Annotated in this window: 17 protein-coding genes; 8 read left to right on the forward strand and 9 right to left on the reverse strand. The window is 74.8% G+C overall.

What is annotated here, in order from left to right:
* Positions 1 to 25 precede the first annotated feature (25 nt).
* The 8 genes from FB476_RS13285 to FB476_RS13320 all read left to right on the forward strand — a co-directional run bounded on the left by FB476_RS13285 (position 26) and on the right by FB476_RS13320 (position 6717).
* Entirely contained in the window at positions 26 to 832 is an 807-nt protein-coding gene (locus tag FB476_RS13285; RefSeq protein ID WP_272949403.1) for an SGNH/GDSL hydrolase family protein, read from the forward strand.
* A complete protein-coding gene (locus FB476_RS13290) occupies positions 829 to 1506 on the forward strand; it encodes an HpcH/HpaI aldolase family protein (protein WP_141819541.1) in 678 nt (225 codons plus the stop codon). Before FB476_RS13285 ends, FB476_RS13290 begins: the two co-directional genes overlap by 4 nt.
* 82 nt (positions 1507 to 1588) lie before the next feature.
* Complete coding sequence (locus tag FB476_RS13295) at positions 1589 to 1981, forward strand: TOBE domain-containing protein (protein WP_141819543.1); 393 nt, start codon at positions 1589 to 1591, stop codon at positions 1979 to 1981.
* Entirely contained in the window at positions 1978 to 2760 is a 783-nt protein-coding gene (modA, locus tag FB476_RS13300) for a molybdate ABC transporter substrate-binding protein (RefSeq protein ID WP_238329705.1), read from the forward strand. Before FB476_RS13295 ends, modA begins: the two co-directional genes overlap by 4 nt.
* Positions 2757 to 3602 carry an ABC transporter permease gene (locus FB476_RS13305; protein WP_141819545.1) on the forward strand — a complete coding sequence of 282 codons (846 nt, stop codon included), beginning with the start codon at positions 2757 to 2759 and terminating at the stop codon, positions 3600 to 3602. Before modA ends, FB476_RS13305 begins: the two co-directional genes overlap by 4 nt.
* On the forward strand, positions 3599 to 4675 hold the full coding sequence (locus FB476_RS13310; protein WP_141819547.1) for an ABC transporter ATP-binding protein: 1077 nt from the start codon (positions 3599 to 3601) through the stop codon (positions 4673 to 4675). Before FB476_RS13305 ends, FB476_RS13310 begins: the two co-directional genes overlap by 4 nt.
* A 46-nt stretch (positions 4676 to 4721) precedes the next feature.
* Positions 4722 to 5870, forward strand: coding sequence for an acyl-CoA dehydrogenase family protein (locus tag FB476_RS13315; protein ID WP_141819549.1), 1149 nt, complete (start codon positions 4722 to 4724; stop codon positions 5868 to 5870).
* An 82-nt stretch (positions 5871 to 5952) separates the two neighbouring features.
* A complete protein-coding gene (locus FB476_RS13320) occupies positions 5953 to 6717 on the forward strand; it encodes an SDR family NAD(P)-dependent oxidoreductase (protein WP_141819551.1) in 765 nt (254 codons plus the stop codon).
* A 41-nt stretch (positions 6718 to 6758) separates the two neighbouring features.
* Here the strand turns inward: FB476_RS13320 and FB476_RS13325 are convergent, their stop codons facing one another.
* From FB476_RS13325 to FB476_RS13365, 9 genes are all read right to left on the reverse strand, one after another.
* A complete protein-coding gene (locus FB476_RS13325; protein ID WP_141819553.1) occupies positions 6759 to 7184 on the reverse strand; it encodes a hypothetical protein in 426 nt (141 codons plus the stop codon).
* Between the two features lie 44 nt (positions 7185 to 7228).
* Positions 7229 to 8002, reverse strand: coding sequence for an META domain-containing protein (locus tag FB476_RS13330; protein ID WP_141819555.1), 774 nt, complete (start codon positions 8000 to 8002; stop codon positions 7229 to 7231).
* A gap of 63 nt (positions 8003 to 8065) precedes the next feature.
* Positions 8066 to 8842: an enoyl-CoA hydratase-related protein gene (locus FB476_RS13335; RefSeq protein WP_141819557.1), complete on the reverse strand. Its 777-nt coding sequence runs from the start codon at positions 8840 to 8842 to the stop codon at positions 8066 to 8068.
* A complete protein-coding gene (locus tag FB476_RS13340; protein ID WP_141819559.1) occupies positions 8839 to 9732 on the reverse strand; it encodes a hypothetical protein in 894 nt (297 codons plus the stop codon). Before FB476_RS13340 ends, FB476_RS13335 begins: the two co-directional genes overlap by 4 nt.
* A gap of 47 nt (positions 9733 to 9779) precedes the next feature.
* On the reverse strand, positions 9780 to 10943 hold the full coding sequence (locus tag FB476_RS13345; protein WP_141819561.1) for an acyl-CoA dehydrogenase family protein: 1164 nt from the start codon (positions 10941 to 10943) through the stop codon (positions 9780 to 9782).
* A 76-nt stretch (positions 10944 to 11019) separates the two neighbouring features.
* The gene (locus tag FB476_RS13350; protein ID WP_141819563.1) at positions 11020 to 11772 is read right to left on the reverse strand and encodes an SDR family NAD(P)-dependent oxidoreductase; all 753 of its coding nucleotides are present in this window, start codon (positions 11770 to 11772) and stop codon (positions 11020 to 11022) included.
* Positions 11773 to 11777: 5 nt separating this feature from the next.
* Positions 11778 to 13460 carry an FAD-dependent oxidoreductase gene (locus tag FB476_RS13355; RefSeq protein ID WP_141819565.1) on the reverse strand — a complete coding sequence of 561 codons (1683 nt, stop codon included), beginning with the start codon at positions 13458 to 13460 and terminating at the stop codon, positions 11778 to 11780.
* Between the two features lie 93 nt (positions 13461 to 13553).
* Complete coding sequence (locus tag FB476_RS13360) at positions 13554 to 13946, reverse strand: hypothetical protein (protein WP_141819568.1); 393 nt, start codon at positions 13944 to 13946, stop codon at positions 13554 to 13556.
* A 16-nt stretch (positions 13947 to 13962) separates the two neighbouring features.
* Positions 13963 to 14352 carry a Rieske (2Fe-2S) protein gene (locus FB476_RS13365; protein WP_141819570.1) on the reverse strand — a complete coding sequence of 130 codons (390 nt, stop codon included), beginning with the start codon at positions 14350 to 14352 and terminating at the stop codon, positions 13963 to 13965.
* Positions 14353 to 14359: the final 7 nt, after the last annotated feature.

A 14359-nucleotide genomic window follows, 5' to 3' on the forward strand; every position in this document is an offset into this window, starting at 1 on the left:
CCCGGACGACGTGCGCGGCGCGCTGGTGCACGGCGCGGCGGGCAGCGTCCGCCCGCAGCCGCGCACATGGACGCGCTACGTGGCGATCGGGGACTCCTTCACCGAGGGCATGAGCGACCGCGATCCGGAGCGGCCCGACGGCTTCGTCGGGTGGGCCGACCGACTGGCCGGGCTGCTGGCGCCCCACGCCGAGGAGTTCTCCTACGCCAACCTCGCGGTGCGGGGGCGCAAGCTCGCCGACGTCGCCGGTCCGCAGGTCGACGCCGCGCTGGCGCTGCAGCCCGACCTCGTGAGCATCGTCGGCGGGGGCAACGACATCCTGCGCCCGCGCGCCGACGTCGACGCCCTCGCCGCGACCCTCGACGCCGCGGTCGCCCGGATCCGCGCGACCGGGGCCGACGTGCTTCTGGCGACGCCCACGGACCCGGTCGGGGCGCCGATCATCGGCCGCACCCGGGGACGCGCCGGCGTCTACGTCTCGCACGTCTGGTCCATCGCCCAGCGGCACGGCTGCTTCGTGCTCAACCAGTGGGCCTGCGACTTCCTCCAGGACTGGCGGATGTGGGCCGACGACCGGATCCACATGACGACCGAGGGGCACCGGAGGGTGGCGCTCGCCGCCTACGCGGCGCTCGGCCACGACCCGGACGACGCCGACTGGCACCTGCCGCTGCCCCCGCAGCCGGCCCCGGGGATCGTCGAGAGCGTGCGCGGCAACGCGCAGTGGGTGCGCGAGCACGCCGGCCCGTGGGTGCAGCGGCGCCTGCAGGGCCGATCCTCCGGCGACGGGCGCGTCGCCAAGCGCCCCGACCTCGGCCCGGTCGACCGATGAGCGCCCCCTTCCGGTCGCCGCGCGGGCTGTGGCTGACCGTCCTGGGCGCCGACCAGCTCGAGGCGCTGCCGCTCGAGGGCGCCGGCTGGCTCGGCGTCGACCTGCAGCACGGCTGCCTCGAGGTCCGGGACCTCGCCGGCATCCTCCGCGTCAGCCCGGTCCCGGTGCTCGCCAGGGCGGCGTCGCAGGACACCGCGCACCTGGCGCGGGTGCTCGACACCGGGGTCGCGGGCGTGATCGTGCCCGGGGTCGGCTCGGGGCAGGAGGCGGCCGCCCTCGTCGCGGCGGCCCGGATCCCGCCCGAGGGCCGGCGCAGCACGGGTATGTCGCGCTCCGCCCTGGTCGGTGGACCCGCCCGGCCCCTGCTGCTGGCGATGGTCGAGACCGCCGAGGGGCTGGCCGCGGCCGAGGACATCGCCGGCTGCCCCGGCGTGGACGGCGTCTTCGTCGGTCCCTACGACCTGTCGCTGTCGCTGGGTCGACCCTCGGTGGTCGACGACGAGGTCGTCGAGGGGATCCGACGGGTGGCCCGGGTGGCGGCCGGGGCGGGCGTGCTCGCCGGCACCTTCAGCGGGTCGCGGGAGCTCGACCCCCTGCTGCCGCCGCTGGACCTGGTGGCCGTCGACTCCGACGTCGCCGCGCTCCGGCTCGGGGCGGCCGCGCTCCTCGCCTGAGTCCGGGCCGGTCGGCCCTGAGGGCCCCGTTCTGGCGCGCGGGCCCTGGAAATGCCGCAGATGCGGCCCTATGCTCGCTTCCATGACGCAGATGCGTGTCCGTGACGCCGCCGAGCTGCTCGGGGTCTCCCCCGACACCGTGCGCCGGGCCATCGAGGCCGGCCGCCTCCCCGCGACGAAGGACGCCGCGGGGCGGACGGTCGTCGAGGGCCGGGACGTCGCCGCACTGGCCCAGGAGCACGCGACCCCGGGACCGGGCGGCACCGGCTCCAGCTCGGCCCGCAACCAGCTGCGCGGCATCGTCACCCGGGTCCTCAGCGACACCGTGATGTCCCAGGTCGACGTCCAGGCGGGCCCGTTCCGGCTCGTCTCGCTCCTCTCCACCGAGGCGGTGCACGAGCTCGGCCTCGAGCCGGGCTCGGTCGTCGTCGCCTCCGTCAAGGCCACCCACGTCACGCTGGAGGCGCCCGCGTGAGAGGCGGCTCCCGGAGCGGCGCGACCGCCGGGGGCGGGACCGCTGCCGTGGTGCGAGCGGCCGCCATCGTGGCGGCCATCCCCCTCGCCCTCGCCGGGTGCGGCTCCCCCGACGACGCCGAGACCCTCACCGTGCTCGCCGCCGCCTCGCTGGCGGACGTCCTGCCGGCCGTCGCCGACGACCTCGAGGCCGACCACCCGGGGCTGCGGGTCGAGCTCTCCTTCGCCGCCAGCTCGACCGTCGTGCAGCAGGTCGACGAGGGGGCGCCCGCCGACGTCGTCGCGCTGGCCGACGAGGCCGCGCTCGACCCGCTCGACCCGCGGCCCGAGCACGGCGACCCTGTGCTCTTCGCCACCAACACGCTCCGCATCGTGGTCCCGGCCGACAACCCGGCGGGCATCGGCTCCCCCGACGACCTGGAGCGCGACGGCGTGCGGCTGGTCGTGTGCGCGGCCCAGGTGCCGTGCGGCCGGGCCACGGCGACGCTCCTCGAGCAGCTGGGGATCGAGCCAGCCGTCGCCTCCCACGAGCAGGACGTCCGCGCCACCCTGACCAAGGTGGTCCTCGGGGAGGCCGACGCCGGGGTCGTCTACGCCACGGACGCCGCCTCCGCGTCCGACGCGGTCAGCGTGGTGCCGCTGCCCGCCGGGGCCGAGGTGCGCACGGCATACCCGGTGCTGAGGGTGTCCGACCACCCGCTCGCGGACGCCTTCGTCGAGGAGCTCCTGTCGGAGCGCGGTCGGGCGCACCTGGCCGACGCGGGGTTCGGGCTGCCGTGACCGCGCCGCAGCGCGAGACCCGCGCAGCACGGTCGGGCGCCGCGTCCCGCGGTCCCCGACCGCGTGGCGCCGTCCGCACCCGGCTCCCCCTCCTCGTCCCCGCCGGCGTCGGCGTCGCGCTCCTGGTGCTCCCGCTCCTGGCGCTGCTGCTGCGCGCCGACTGGCCCTCCCTCCCGGAGCACCTCGCGGCCCCCGTCGTGGGGCAGGCGCTGCGGCTCTCGGCGGTGACCACCTCCGTCACGATGGTCGTCGTCTGGCTGCTCGGCACCCCGCTCGCCTGGTTGCTGGCCCGCTCCGACCACCCGCTCACCGCCTGGGCGCGCGCGCTGGTCACCGTGCCGCTCGTGCTGCCGCCCGTGGTCGGCGGCGTGGCCCTCCTGCTCACCTGGGGGCGGCGCGGCGTGATCGGCGGCTGGCTCGAGGAGGCGCTGGGCGTGACGATCCCGTTCACCACGACCGCGGTCGTGCTCGCCGAGGTCTTCGTGGCGATGCCCTTCTACGTCATCTCGGTCGAGGGCTCGATGCGGGCGCTGGACCGGCGCTACGACGAGGTCGCCGCCACGCTCGGCGCCGGGCCCGTGCGGGTCTTCCGCACCGTCGCCCTCCCCTTGGTCCTGCCCGGGATCGCCGCCGGATCGGCGCTCGCGTGGGCCCGGGCGCTGGGCGAGTTCGGCGCGACGATCACCTTCGCCGGCAGCTTCCCCGGGCGCACGCAGACGGCGCCGCTCGGCGTCTACTCCGCCCTCGAGCAGGACCCCGACGCCGCCATCGCCCTCGCGCTCGTCATGCTCCTCGTGAGCGTGCTCGTGCTCGGCCTGCTGCGCACGAGGTGGCTGCGATGACCGTGCTGGACGCCCACCTCGTCGTGGCTCTCGGCTCCTTCGACCTCGACCTCGAGCTGCGGCGCCCCGCCGGGGTGACGGGGATCCTCGGCCCCAACGGCTCGGGCAAGACCACCGCGCTCAAGGCCCTGGCGGGCCTGCTGCCTCTGGACCGGGGGCACGTCCGCGTGGCGGGCGGGACCTGGGCCGCCGAGCGGACCGCCCTGCCGCCCGAGCAGCGCAGCGTCGGGCTGGTGCTCGCCGAGCCGATGCTCTTCCCGCACCTCAGCCTGCTCGACAACGTCGCCTACGGCCCGCGGGCCCGGGGCGCCCGGCGTGCCGTCGCCCGCGAACGCGCGGCCGAGGAGCTGACCCGGGTCGGCCTCGAGGACCTGGTGGACCGCCGCCCCTCCCAGGTCTCCTCGGGCCAGGCCCAGCGGGCCGCCCTGGCGCGGGCGCTGGCCACCGACCCCGCCCTGCTGCTCCTCGACGAGCCGCTCTCGGCCCTGGACCCGCAGACCCGCACCGCCACCCGGGCCGAGCTGGCCCACCGGCTCCGCGACTACCCCGGCACCACCGTGCTCGTCAGCCACGACCCGCTCGACGCGCTCACCCTGGCCGACGAGCTGCTCTTCGTCGACGCGGGACGGCTGGTTCAGTCGGGCACGCCGGCCGAGATCGTCGCCCGCCCGCGCTCCCCCTACGTCGCCGGCGTGGTCGGCCTCAACCTGCTGCGGGGCACGCTCGCGCTCGGCGGAGCCCCGACGCTGCGGCTGGCCGGCGGCGCCGAGCTCGTGCTCGCCGACGCACCGGCCGGCGTGCCGGACGGCGCCGACGTGCTCGCGACCGTCAACCCGGCCGCCGTCACCCTCTACACCGACCGGCCCACCGCCTCCGCCCGCAACCTCTGGCAGGTCGAGGTCGGGGCGGTCACCGTCACGGGGCAGCGCGCCCGCGTGGTGCTGCACGGCATACCCGGGAACGACCTGGTCGCGGAGGTGACGCTGCCGGCGGTGGCGCAGCTCGGGGTGGTCGCCGGGGCCCGGCTGTGGGCGGGCGTCAAGGCGACCGAGGTGGAGGCCTATCCCGACTGAGCCGCCGGTTAGGAGGTGACGCGACGTCCGGGGATATCGTCGCCGCATGGTGCAACGCGTGCTCCCCACGGAGGAGGCCTCCGACCTGCTCGCCCTCGTGCGCGAGATCGCCGACGAGCAGCTCCTCCCCCAGGTCGACGAGGCCGAGGCGCAGGCCCGCTTCCCGCGCGAGGTCTTCGCCACGCTCGGCCGGGCCGGGCTGCTCTCCCTGCCCTACCCCGAGGAGCACGGCGGCGGCGGTCAGCCCTACGAGGTCTACCTCCAGGTCGTCGAGGAGATCGCCCGCGCCTGGATGTCCGTGGCCGTCGGGGTCTCGGTGCACTCCCTCACCTGCTTCCCGCTCGCCACGCGCGGCACGCCCGAGCAGCAGGAGCGCTGGCTGACCGGGATGCTCTCGGGCGACCAGCTCGGCGCCTACTGCCTCTCCGAGCCGCAGGCCGGCTCCGACGTCGCCGCGATCCGCACCCGCGCGGTGCGCGACGGCGACGACTACGTCATCACCGGCACCAAGGCGTGGATCAGCCACGCCGGGCACGCCGACTTCTACACGCTCTTCGCGCGCACCTCCGACGACGGCGGCCGCGGCCTGTCCTGCTTCCACGTCCCCGCGGACTCCCTCGGGCTGGGCTTCGCCGAGCCCGAGCGCAAGATGGGCCTGCACTGCGACACCGTCGGCGAGGTGATCTTCGACGGGGTGCGCCTCGGCGCGGAGCACCGCGTCGGCGACGAGGGGCAGGGTATGCCGCTCGCGCTCGCCGCCCTCGACTCCGGCCGCCTGGGCATCGCCGCCGCCGCGACCGGCCTGGCGCAGCGCGCCCTCGAGGTGGCCTCGGCCTACGCCACGGAGCGCGAGCAGTTCGGCCGCCCGATCGCCGACAACCAGGGCCTGGCGTTCCTGCTCGCCGACATGGCCGCGGCCGTCGGCTCGGCCCGCGCCACCTACCTGCACGCCGCCCGCCTCAAGGACGCCGGCCTGCCGCACACGCAGGAGGCCTCGATCGCCAAGCTCGTCGCCACCGACGCCGCGATGCGGGTCACCACCGACGCGGTGCAGGTGCTGGGCGGCTACGGCTACACCACCGACTTCCCGGCCGAGCGCTACATGCGCGAGGCCAAGGTGACCCAGATCTTCGAGGGCACCAACCAGATCCAGCGCCTGGTCATCTCGCGCCAGGTGCTGGCCGCCCACCGCTAGGCACGCCTCGCCCGGCGTCGCCGCCGGGCACCCGCCGGCGGGCAGCCGCCCGACCCAGCCGCACGTCATACCGGAGGAACGCATGAAGATCACCGACTCCACCGTCGCGCTCGTCACCGGGGGCGCCTCGGGCCTGGGCGAGGAGACCGCCCGCACCCTGCTCGCCGCCGGGGCCCGCGTGGTGCTCGTCGACCTGCCGAACGGCCGCGGCGAGGAGCTCGCCGCGGAACTGGGCGAGCGGGTCTCCTTCGCCCCCGCCGACGTCCGCGACGAGGAGCAGGTCGCGGCCGCGGTCGCGCACGCCGCGAGCCTCGGCGAGCTGCGCGTCGTCATCAGCTGCGCCGGTGTCGCCACACCGGGCCGCATCCTGTCTCGGCGCGGCGTGCTCCCCCTCGACGCCTTCCGCACCGTGGTCGAGATCAACCTGGTCGGCACCTTCAACGTGCTGCGCCTGGCCGCCGAGCAGATGGCCCAGAACGAGCCGCAGGACGGTGACCGCGGTGTCGTCGTGATGACCGCCAGCGTCGCCGCCTTCGACGGACAGGTCGGGCAGGCCGCCTACTCCGCCTCCAAGGCCGGCGTGGCCGGGCTGACGCTGACCGCGGCGCGCGACCTCGCCGACAAGGCCATCCGGGTCATGACGATCGCACCGGGCGTCTTCGAGACCCCGATGATGGTCGGCCTCGGTGACGAGGTGCGCGCCTCCCTCGAGGCGCTCGTGCCGCACCCGCCGCGGCTGGGCCGCCCGGAGGAGTACGCGAGCCTCGTGGCGCACATCGTCGACAACCCGCTGCTCAACGGCGAGGTCATCCGCCTCGACGGCGCGCTGCGGATGCCCGCCCGCTGAGCGCAGTCCCGCCAGGGGCGTCCCGCCGAGGGGCGCCCCGCTCAGACCCCGACGTGCCAGCGGCGCAGCCGCTCCAGCTCGGTCGGCGGCACGCCGAGCAGCGGGATCACCTCACCGTCGCGGAGCACGGCCGTCAACCGCCACGGCTGCTCCGGCGGGTCGGCCCGCACGTCGAGGATGTCGGCACGGCCCAGCCGTCGGGGCCGCCGGCCCAGGACGACGGTCAGGGCGTCGGGCTCGAGGCGGGTGCCGGTGCGCTCGAAGCGGCTGGCCCACACGAGGAAGACGCCGAGCAGCATCCAGGCGGGGATGACGAGCAGCGCCCAGGTCCGCCAGGGCCAGCTCAGGGCGAGCACGACGACGGCGACGAGCAGCATGGCCAGGCCGATGCCGGCGCGCAGCCGGGGCAGCCACGCGGGCTGCATGAGCCACTCCTGCTGCTGGTGCGGAACGGGCGAACCGGTCATAGCGGCCAGGGTAGGACGCCGACCACCGGCGGTGGCTGCCGGACTCAGCCGCCGGAGAGGACGAGGCCCTTGTCACCGGCGCGCAGCGTCAGCTGCGAGGCCTCGATCTCGACGGTCAGCTCGCCGGCGTTGAGGATCTCCAGCACGGCCGTCTCGAGCTCGCCGCGCGGGCCGTCGCAGAACATCCGGGTCAGCGCGACGGCGCTGACGGTCACGGTGCCCTCGCCCTTCTCGTAGGTGCCGCTGCCGCGGTTGCAGCCCGGGGAGACGGTGAGACTGCCGTCCTCGCCGAAGGTCATGCTCGCCTCCACGCCGGCGGGGACGGAGGAGACCGCGTCGCCGGAGAGCAGCGAGGTGACCTTCCACTCCGTGCCCTCGAGCGGGCGGTCGGGGTCGGCCACGACCCGGTCGAGCAGCGTGACCACGGTGTCGCCCGAGGTCACGGTCAGCTCGTCGCCGTCCAGGGCGAGGGTGGGGCGCGACGACAGCAGCTCGGCGATCCAGGTGTCCTGGTCCATGAGCTCCTGCGGGCAGCCCATCTCGGTCATCGCCAGCTGCTCGGCGACGAGGGTGTCACCCTCGAAGGAGTAGCCGCCGAACATCGAGTTGCAGCCGGCCTGCGCACGGACCCGGCCCTCCTCGAAGGACAGGCGCAGCTGGGAGCCGTCGACGAACGCGCGGTCGCCGGTCACGCCGGTGCCGAGGAAGGTCCGGCCGTCGACGTCGGGCGTCTCGCCCTCGCCGCTCCCGGAGGAGGTGACGGTGCCGCAGGCGGTCAGGAGCAGCAGCGGGAGCGCGACGAGCAGGGCGAGCCTCATGGGGCGAATGCTAGGGCCAGCCGGGCCCGAGTGGTTGGAGGGTCCTGGGACGGGCCAGGTCCCTCACCGGTGCGTCCACGTGGGAGGGCGCTTGTCCAGGAAGGCTGCCACCCCCTCGGTCGCGTCGTCGGAGGAGAAGGCGGCCGTGAAGAGCGCCCGCTCGGCCTCGACGCCGGCACCCAGCCCGGTCTCGAAGGCGGTCCGGACGGCCTGCTTGGCGAGCCGCTGGGCGACGGAGGAGCGCGACGCGATCGTGGCGGCCACCTCCTCCGCGAGCTCCAGCCAGGCCCCCTCCTCGGAGACCCGGGACACCACGCCCATCGCGAGCGCCTCGTCGGCCGAGAGGACACGCCCCGTCAGCACCATGTCCATGGCGACCGCCTTGCCCACGGCACGCGGCAGCATCTGGGTGCCTCCGGCGCCGGGCAGCAGCCCCAGCGCGGTCTCGGGCAGGCCGAGCTTGAGCGAGGGCGAGGCCACGACGACGTCGCACATCATCGCCAGCTCCGCGCCGCCCCCGAGGCAGTAGCCCGAGACGGCGGCCACCGTCGGGGTGCTCAGCCCGCGCAGCCGGGACCAGTTGCGGGTGCGGTCGCCGTCCATGGCGGCCATCGCCGTGCGGCGAGCCAGGGACCGCAGGTCGGCGCCGGAGGCGAAGACCCGCTCGGACCCGGCCAGTACGATCGCCCGCACCTCCGGATCGCGGTCGGCGGCCTCGGCGTGGTCGGCGAGGGCCTGCAGCAGGTCGTCGGTCAGCGCGTTGCGGGCCGCCGGGTGGTCGATGCGCAGGACGACCCAGCCGTCGCGCGGCACGACGTGGATGACTCCGACGTCGCTCACGCCGGCCGGTCCTGCAGCAGCCTGGTGGCGGCCTCGCGGACCGTCAGCCCCTCCTCGACCCCCAGCGCACGCGCCAGGTCGTTGCACACGCTGATGCGGCCCACGGCATACCCGCGGAAGGCGTCGCCGATGGGCGCGGTGCGGCCGTCGATGCAGGCGCCGGGCAGCCCGTGCTCCTGCGCGGTGCGCAGCCCGGTCGTGCCGGAGTCGTTCTTGGCGCGCCCGCCGTCGTGGCAGATGAAGCCCCACGGGTTGGCCTCGATCAGGAACTTGGCGCCCGAGCGGCCGGTGTGCCCCGCCGTCACCAGCACGCTGCGCTGCTCGTCCTCGGGATAGGCCCAGACGATGGAGTCGGTCACCACGACCCGCCGGCCCGAGGGGTGCTCCTCGACCACCTCGCGGCGGATCTTGTTGCCCACCTCGGTGCCGGTCGGGTCGACGTCCCGCATGAGGCGGGCCGCCTCCGCGACCGGCATGCCGACTGACACGCCCACGCGCTCGGCCGGGTAGTTGAGGTAGGAGACGACCCCCTCGGCGTAGAGGTCGGGGCCGTTGCCCAGCTCGGCCGACATCCCGTCGGCGGTGGCGGCCGGGATCCCCAGCGCCTCGAGGTACCACAGCCCGGCGATGCCGGCCGCGTCCGCGCCGACGCACGCGTCGTGCCCGATCACCCCGCGTGGGCGGTGCACGGCCATCATCCGCGCGGGCAGCACGCCCACGTAGGACGCCGCGACCACGACGTCGCGGTCGGTGTTCTCGGCGTTGACCCAGCGCGCCGAGTCCAGCAGGACGATGCGGCGCCCGTCCTTCTCCTCGGCGATCTCCTGGTGCGACTCCCGCTCCCGGTGCAGCAGGGTGCGGTCGAGGTCGTGCTCGGTCTCGGGCGTCATCGCTCCTCCGGTCTGTCTCGGGTATGCCGTGCTCGCTCGGGGCGCGGTCAGCGGGTCTTCTCGCCGTTGGACCGCAGGCCGAGCGTCATCTCGCCGATGAGGGCGCGGTGGATGTCGTTGCTGCCCTCGACGATCTGCAGCACCTTGGCGTCACGGTAGAACCTGCCGATGCGGTGCTCCGGGGAGACCCCCGCGGCGCCGAGGATCTGCATCGCGTCCGTGGCGCTGCGCTGGGCGACGTCGCTGGCGTACATCTTGGCCATGCTCGTCAGCTTGCGGGCACGGCGCCCCTCGTCCATCGCCCGGGCCGTCTCGCGCACGAGCAGCCGCGCGGTCTCGACCCCGACGGCCATGTCGGTGATCTTGGACTGCACGATCTGGAACTCGGCGATGTTGCGCCCGAAGACCTCCCGGTCCTTGGCGTAGGCCACGGTGTCGTCGAGGCAGGCCTGCGCGACGCCGACCGACCGCGCGGCCACCCCCAGCCGGCCCCGCTCGACGGCGGTCATGGCGGCCAGGAAGCCGTCGCCCTCGGCCCCCAGCAGCGCCTCGGGGCCGACGCGGACGTCCTCGAGGAAGATGTCACCGGTCGTGATGGGTCGGAACCCGAGCTTGTTCTTGTAGGGCGCGAAGGTCATGCCCGGGGTGTCGCGGGGGATGACGAAGGCCGAGATGCCCCGGTGGCGCAGCGTGCGGTCGAAGGAGGCGAAGGTGACGATGAAGTCGGCGACGTCGAGGTTGGAGATCCAGGCCTTGGCGCCGTTGATCACGAAGGAGTCGCCGTCTCGCCGGTAGGTCGTCGTCATGCCGGCGACGTCGCTGCCGGACCGGGGCTCCGTGACGCCGGCACCGCCGAACATCCGGCCCTCGGCCAGCGGCTTGAGCCAGGTCTGCTTCTGCTCGGGCGTCCCGTAGGCCTCGATGGCCGACCCGACGAGGCCGGAGGGCATCGAGACGAAGGTGCCGAGGATGTGGCAGGTCTTGGACACCTCCTCGATCAGGTCGGCGAAGGTCACGTAGTCGAGCTCCAGCCCGCCCAGCTCGGCCGGGAGCACCCCGCCGAAGAACCCGAGGTCCGCCATCTTGTCTAGGATCTCTCGCGGCATCCGCTCCGCCTGGTCGTACTCCGCGACGTGGGGGGCGACCTCGCGCTCCATGAACTCGGCGACCATGGACAGGAAAGCGGTGCGGTCCTCCAGCGTGAGGGTCATGGACGCTCCTCGGTGTCGACGTTCATAATGATGATTATGAATAGTAGGATCGGGGGTGTCAACTCTTCGCGGCCTGTCAGGGCTGGCCGCCGTCGACCGCGATGACGGCGCCGGTCGTGTAGCTCGAGGCGTCCGAGGCGAGGTAGAGGGCGGTGCCCACGATCTCGTCGGGCTCACCGCCCCGGCGCAGCGCGAAGGTCGCGGCCCGGCGGGCGAAGACCTCGGGGTCCCAGGCCTTGCTGACGTCGGTGAGGAAGGTGCCGGCCATGATCGCGTTGACGCGGACGGTGGGGCCGTAGGCGTGGGCCATCCCCACCGTCAGGGCGTTCAGCCCCGCCTTGGCGGCGGCGTAGGGGAGGATGTGCGGCCGCGGGCGCACGGCCCCCATGCTCGTGACGTTGATGATGGACCCCGCGGCACCCCGGTCGACCAGCCGCTGGGCGACGACGGCCGAGAGGCGGAAAGGCCCCTTGAGGTTGACGTCGACGACCTTGTCGAAGAGCGCCTCGGTGATGTCCGTCGGTCTGTCGTAGACCGGGGACATGCCGGCGTTGTTGACGAGCACGTCGATCGGCCCGAGCTCGGCCTCCACCCGGTCCACGAACGGCTCGAGGTCGTCCCAGCTCCCGACGTGCAGCCCCAGGCCGAGCGCCCGGACCCCGGTGGCCTCGGCGACCTCGGCCGCCACCGCCTCGCAGGCCGCCGCGTCGCGACTGGCGACGACGACGTCGGCACCCGCCTCGGCGAGCGCCCGGACCATGGACCTCCCCAGGCCCCGGCTGCCTCCGGTGACGACGGCGGTCCGTCCGTGCAGGTCGAAGAGTGACATGGCGCTCACCTCGGGGTCATGGTCGTCAGGATGCCGGACTCGGTCCGGCGGGAACAGATGTCGCGGACGGCGAGATAGCCGTAGGCCATCGCGCGGCTCAGGGAGTATCCCGAGTTGTAGCCGACGCCGGCGGCCGCCCGGGCTGAGGCCTCGCCGACGACGTGCACGCCGGGCACCTCCGCACCGTCGCGGTCGAGGAGCCGGCCGGCGCGGCCCGCCACCACACCGGAGGCGGCGATGCCGGTGGACAGCAGCCGCAGCCGCATACCGAAGAAGGGCGGGCGGTCGAGGGGCCCCACGCACGGGTTGGGGCGCTGGTTGCCGTCCCCGCGGAAGCGGCGGACGGAGAGGTTCGACCCGCGGCCGAGCTCGGGGTCCTCCCCCTCCGCGGCGCCGGCGTTGTAGCCCTCGACGGTGCCGCGCAGGGTCCCGCCGTCGATCCCGAGGAGCTGGCCGAGTTCCTCGAGCGAGTCGGCGCGGCAGACCAGCCCCTCGGGATAGTCGCCGCCGGGCGGGGTGGCGCCAAGGCCGTACTTCGCGTGGTGCTGGGAGTCCCACACCAGGAAGACGGGGAACCGGGGCGGGTCGGTGGCGAGCACACCGCGCACGATCGCCGGGTGGAAGGAGTCGTCGGCGAACCGGCGCCCCTCGGCGTCCACGATGACGGTGTGCGGCAGGCAGTGCTCGAAGCAGGCGCGGTAGCCGGTGTCGCCCGGGAAGGACGGTTCGGAGAGCCGGTAGCCGGGCAGGACCGGTGCAGCCCAGGCGGGCAGCGTGGCGATCGTGGCGCCGAGCCCGGCGAGGAGGTCGCGCGCGTCGCCGCGGACGGAGGGGGGCACCACGGTGCCGCCGTTCTCCGGGGTGATCCCGGTCAGCTCGACCATGAGCTCCTCGGACCAGTCGTGCGCACCGGTGGCCACGACGACGTCCCTCGCCAGCACGGTCCAGGTGCCGGCGGGCGTCGTCGCCGTCACCGCGAGCAGGTCGCCCTGCCGGGCGACCGAGGCGACCCGGTGCTGGAGGAGGACGGGCACGCCCCGCTCGAGGACGGCCCGGAAGAACGGGGCGACGATGCCGGTGCCGAAGGTCAGCACGTGCTGCGCACGTCTCCGCGCGACGAGGTCGAGGTCCCACTCGGTCCGGCTCGACATCCCGCCCCACGCGAACATCTCGCCGTAGGTGATGCCCACGGGGAAGTGCGGCGAGACCAGGAGCAGGTCCAGGTCGTCGCCGAGCAGGCGGCCGTCGTAGGGCGAGGAGGTCAGGTAGCGCCCGGTGACCGCCGCGCCAGGGGCGTCCGGGTAGTAGTAGTCGGGGTAGTCGGGCACCAGGTCCCAGGTGATCACGCCGGTCCGCTCGAAGTACTCCGCCGCCTCCGCGGCCCCGGACAGCCACTCCCGGGTGCGGTCCTCGTCCAGGCTGGCCAGGTCCTGGCGCGCGGCCCAGCGGACGTAGGCGAGCGCGTCCTCGAGCGAGTCCTCGATCCCGCGCTCGCGGCCGACGTGGTTGGCGCCGACCCACACCTGGACGCCGGAGTACGCGGCGGCACCCCCGACCTTCTCGCCCGCCTCGAGCAGCACGGTGGTCAGGCCGGCGTCGGCGGCCGTCACCGCCGTGGCGAGGCCGCCCATGCCCGCCCCGACCACGACGAGGTCGACGACCTCGGGGCCCGGCTCGCTGCTGGTCATCGCTCTCCTCGGGTATGACGTGCTGGGCCGCCGGGGATCGGTCCCCCGCGACGGGTTGCGGTGGTGGTGGAGCGCCGGCCCCGGCGCAGGTGGTCAGGGGAGGCGTCGGGCCCAGGGCAGGGCCTCGGCGGGGGGTGGCTCGCCCTCCGGGTCGCCCAGCCCGTCGGCGGTGATGCCGATCCGGACCAGGCGCAGCCCGATGTCCAGGGCCCGCGCCGCCCGGAGCGCCGGCTCGGCACCGCGCTCGCGCGCCCCCGGGTCGCCGCGCGGGACGTCGACCCGGTAGACGGACCGGTCGCCCGGGCCCCCGACCCGGACGGTCAGGACGTCGTCGACGGCGAAGAGCAGCTGCGCCACCTCGGCGGCCTGCTCGTGCCCGACGACGTCGAACTCGACGACGACGGTGGCGATGTCCCACGCCTCGAGGAGCCCGGTCCCCGCCGCGGGGCCCGGCGAGGGCGGGGACCCGGCTCCCAGGACGTGCACGTGCGCCGCTCCTTCGTCAGAGGTAGGTGACGATCTCGTCACCCTCGCGGACGACCTCGTAGGAGCGCACCCGCATCCGGTCGGGCTCGGTCAGGCTGCGGCCGTCCTTGAGCGTGAACTTGTAGCCGTGCCACGGGCACACGACGACCCGGTGGTCCTCGTCGTCACCGCTCCACTCGTAGGTGTGCGGCTCGGAGGGCAGCATGTGGCCCTGGACCCGGCCATGGCACAGGGGGGCACCGTGGTGCGGGCAGACGTTGCGGAGCAGGTGCAGACGTCCCTGGTCGTTGATCAGGGCGAAGGAGCGACCCTCGACGACCACCTCGGTGTTCGTGCCCGGGGGCACGTCCGCGGCGGCGGCGAGCACGTGACGGGTGGCCTGGCGCTGGGCGGGCTGCGTCGTCATGGGGCCC

Origin of the sequence: Ornithinimicrobium humiphilum (genome assembly GCF_006716885.1) — a bacterium.
Taxonomy (GTDB): domain Bacteria; phylum Actinomycetota; class Actinomycetes; order Actinomycetales; family Dermatophilaceae; genus Ornithinicoccus; species Ornithinicoccus humiphilus.

Bases quoted from the DNA above. Each gene is read 5' to 3' on its own strand.
- FB476_RS13340 (WP_141819559.1), bottom strand. From the start codon at position 9,732: ATGACGCCCGAGACCGAGCACGACCTCGACCGCACCCTGCTGCACCGG.
- FB476_RS13320 (WP_141819551.1), top strand. From the start codon at position 5,953: ATGAAGATCACCGACTCCACCGTCGCGCTCGTCACCGGGGGCGCCTCG.
- FB476_RS13290 (WP_141819541.1), top strand. From the start codon at position 829: ATGAGCGCCCCCTTCCGGTCGCCGCGCGGGCTGTGGCTGACCGTCCTG.
- FB476_RS13330 (WP_141819555.1), bottom strand. From the start codon at position 8,002: ATGAGGCTCGCCCTGCTCGTCGCGCTCCCGCTGCTGCTCCTGACCGCC.
- FB476_RS13355 (WP_141819565.1), bottom strand. From the start codon at position 13,460: ATGACCAGCAGCGAGCCGGGCCCCGAGGTCGTCGACCTCGTCGTGGTC.
- FB476_RS13315 (WP_141819549.1), top strand. From the start codon at position 4,722: ATGGTGCAACGCGTGCTCCCCACGGAGGAGGCCTCCGACCTGCTCGCC.
- FB476_RS13350 (WP_141819563.1), bottom strand. From the start codon at position 11,772: ATGTCACTCTTCGACCTGCACGGACGGACCGCCGTCGTCACCGGAGGC.
- FB476_RS13295 (WP_141819543.1), top strand. From the start codon at position 1,589: ATGACGCAGATGCGTGTCCGTGACGCCGCCGAGCTGCTCGGGGTCTCC.
- FB476_RS13310 (WP_141819547.1), top strand. From the start codon at position 3,599: ATGACCGTGCTGGACGCCCACCTCGTCGTGGCTCTCGGCTCCTTCGAC.
- FB476_RS13325 (WP_141819553.1), bottom strand. From the start codon at position 7,184: ATGACCGGTTCGCCCGTTCCGCACCAGCAGCAGGAGTGGCTCATGCAG.
- FB476_RS13345 (WP_141819561.1), bottom strand. From the start codon at position 10,943: ATGACCCTCACGCTGGAGGACCGCACCGCTTTCCTGTCCATGGTCGCC.
- FB476_RS13365 (WP_141819570.1), bottom strand. From the start codon at position 14,352: ATGACGACGCAGCCCGCCCAGCGCCAGGCCACCCGTCACGTGCTCGCC.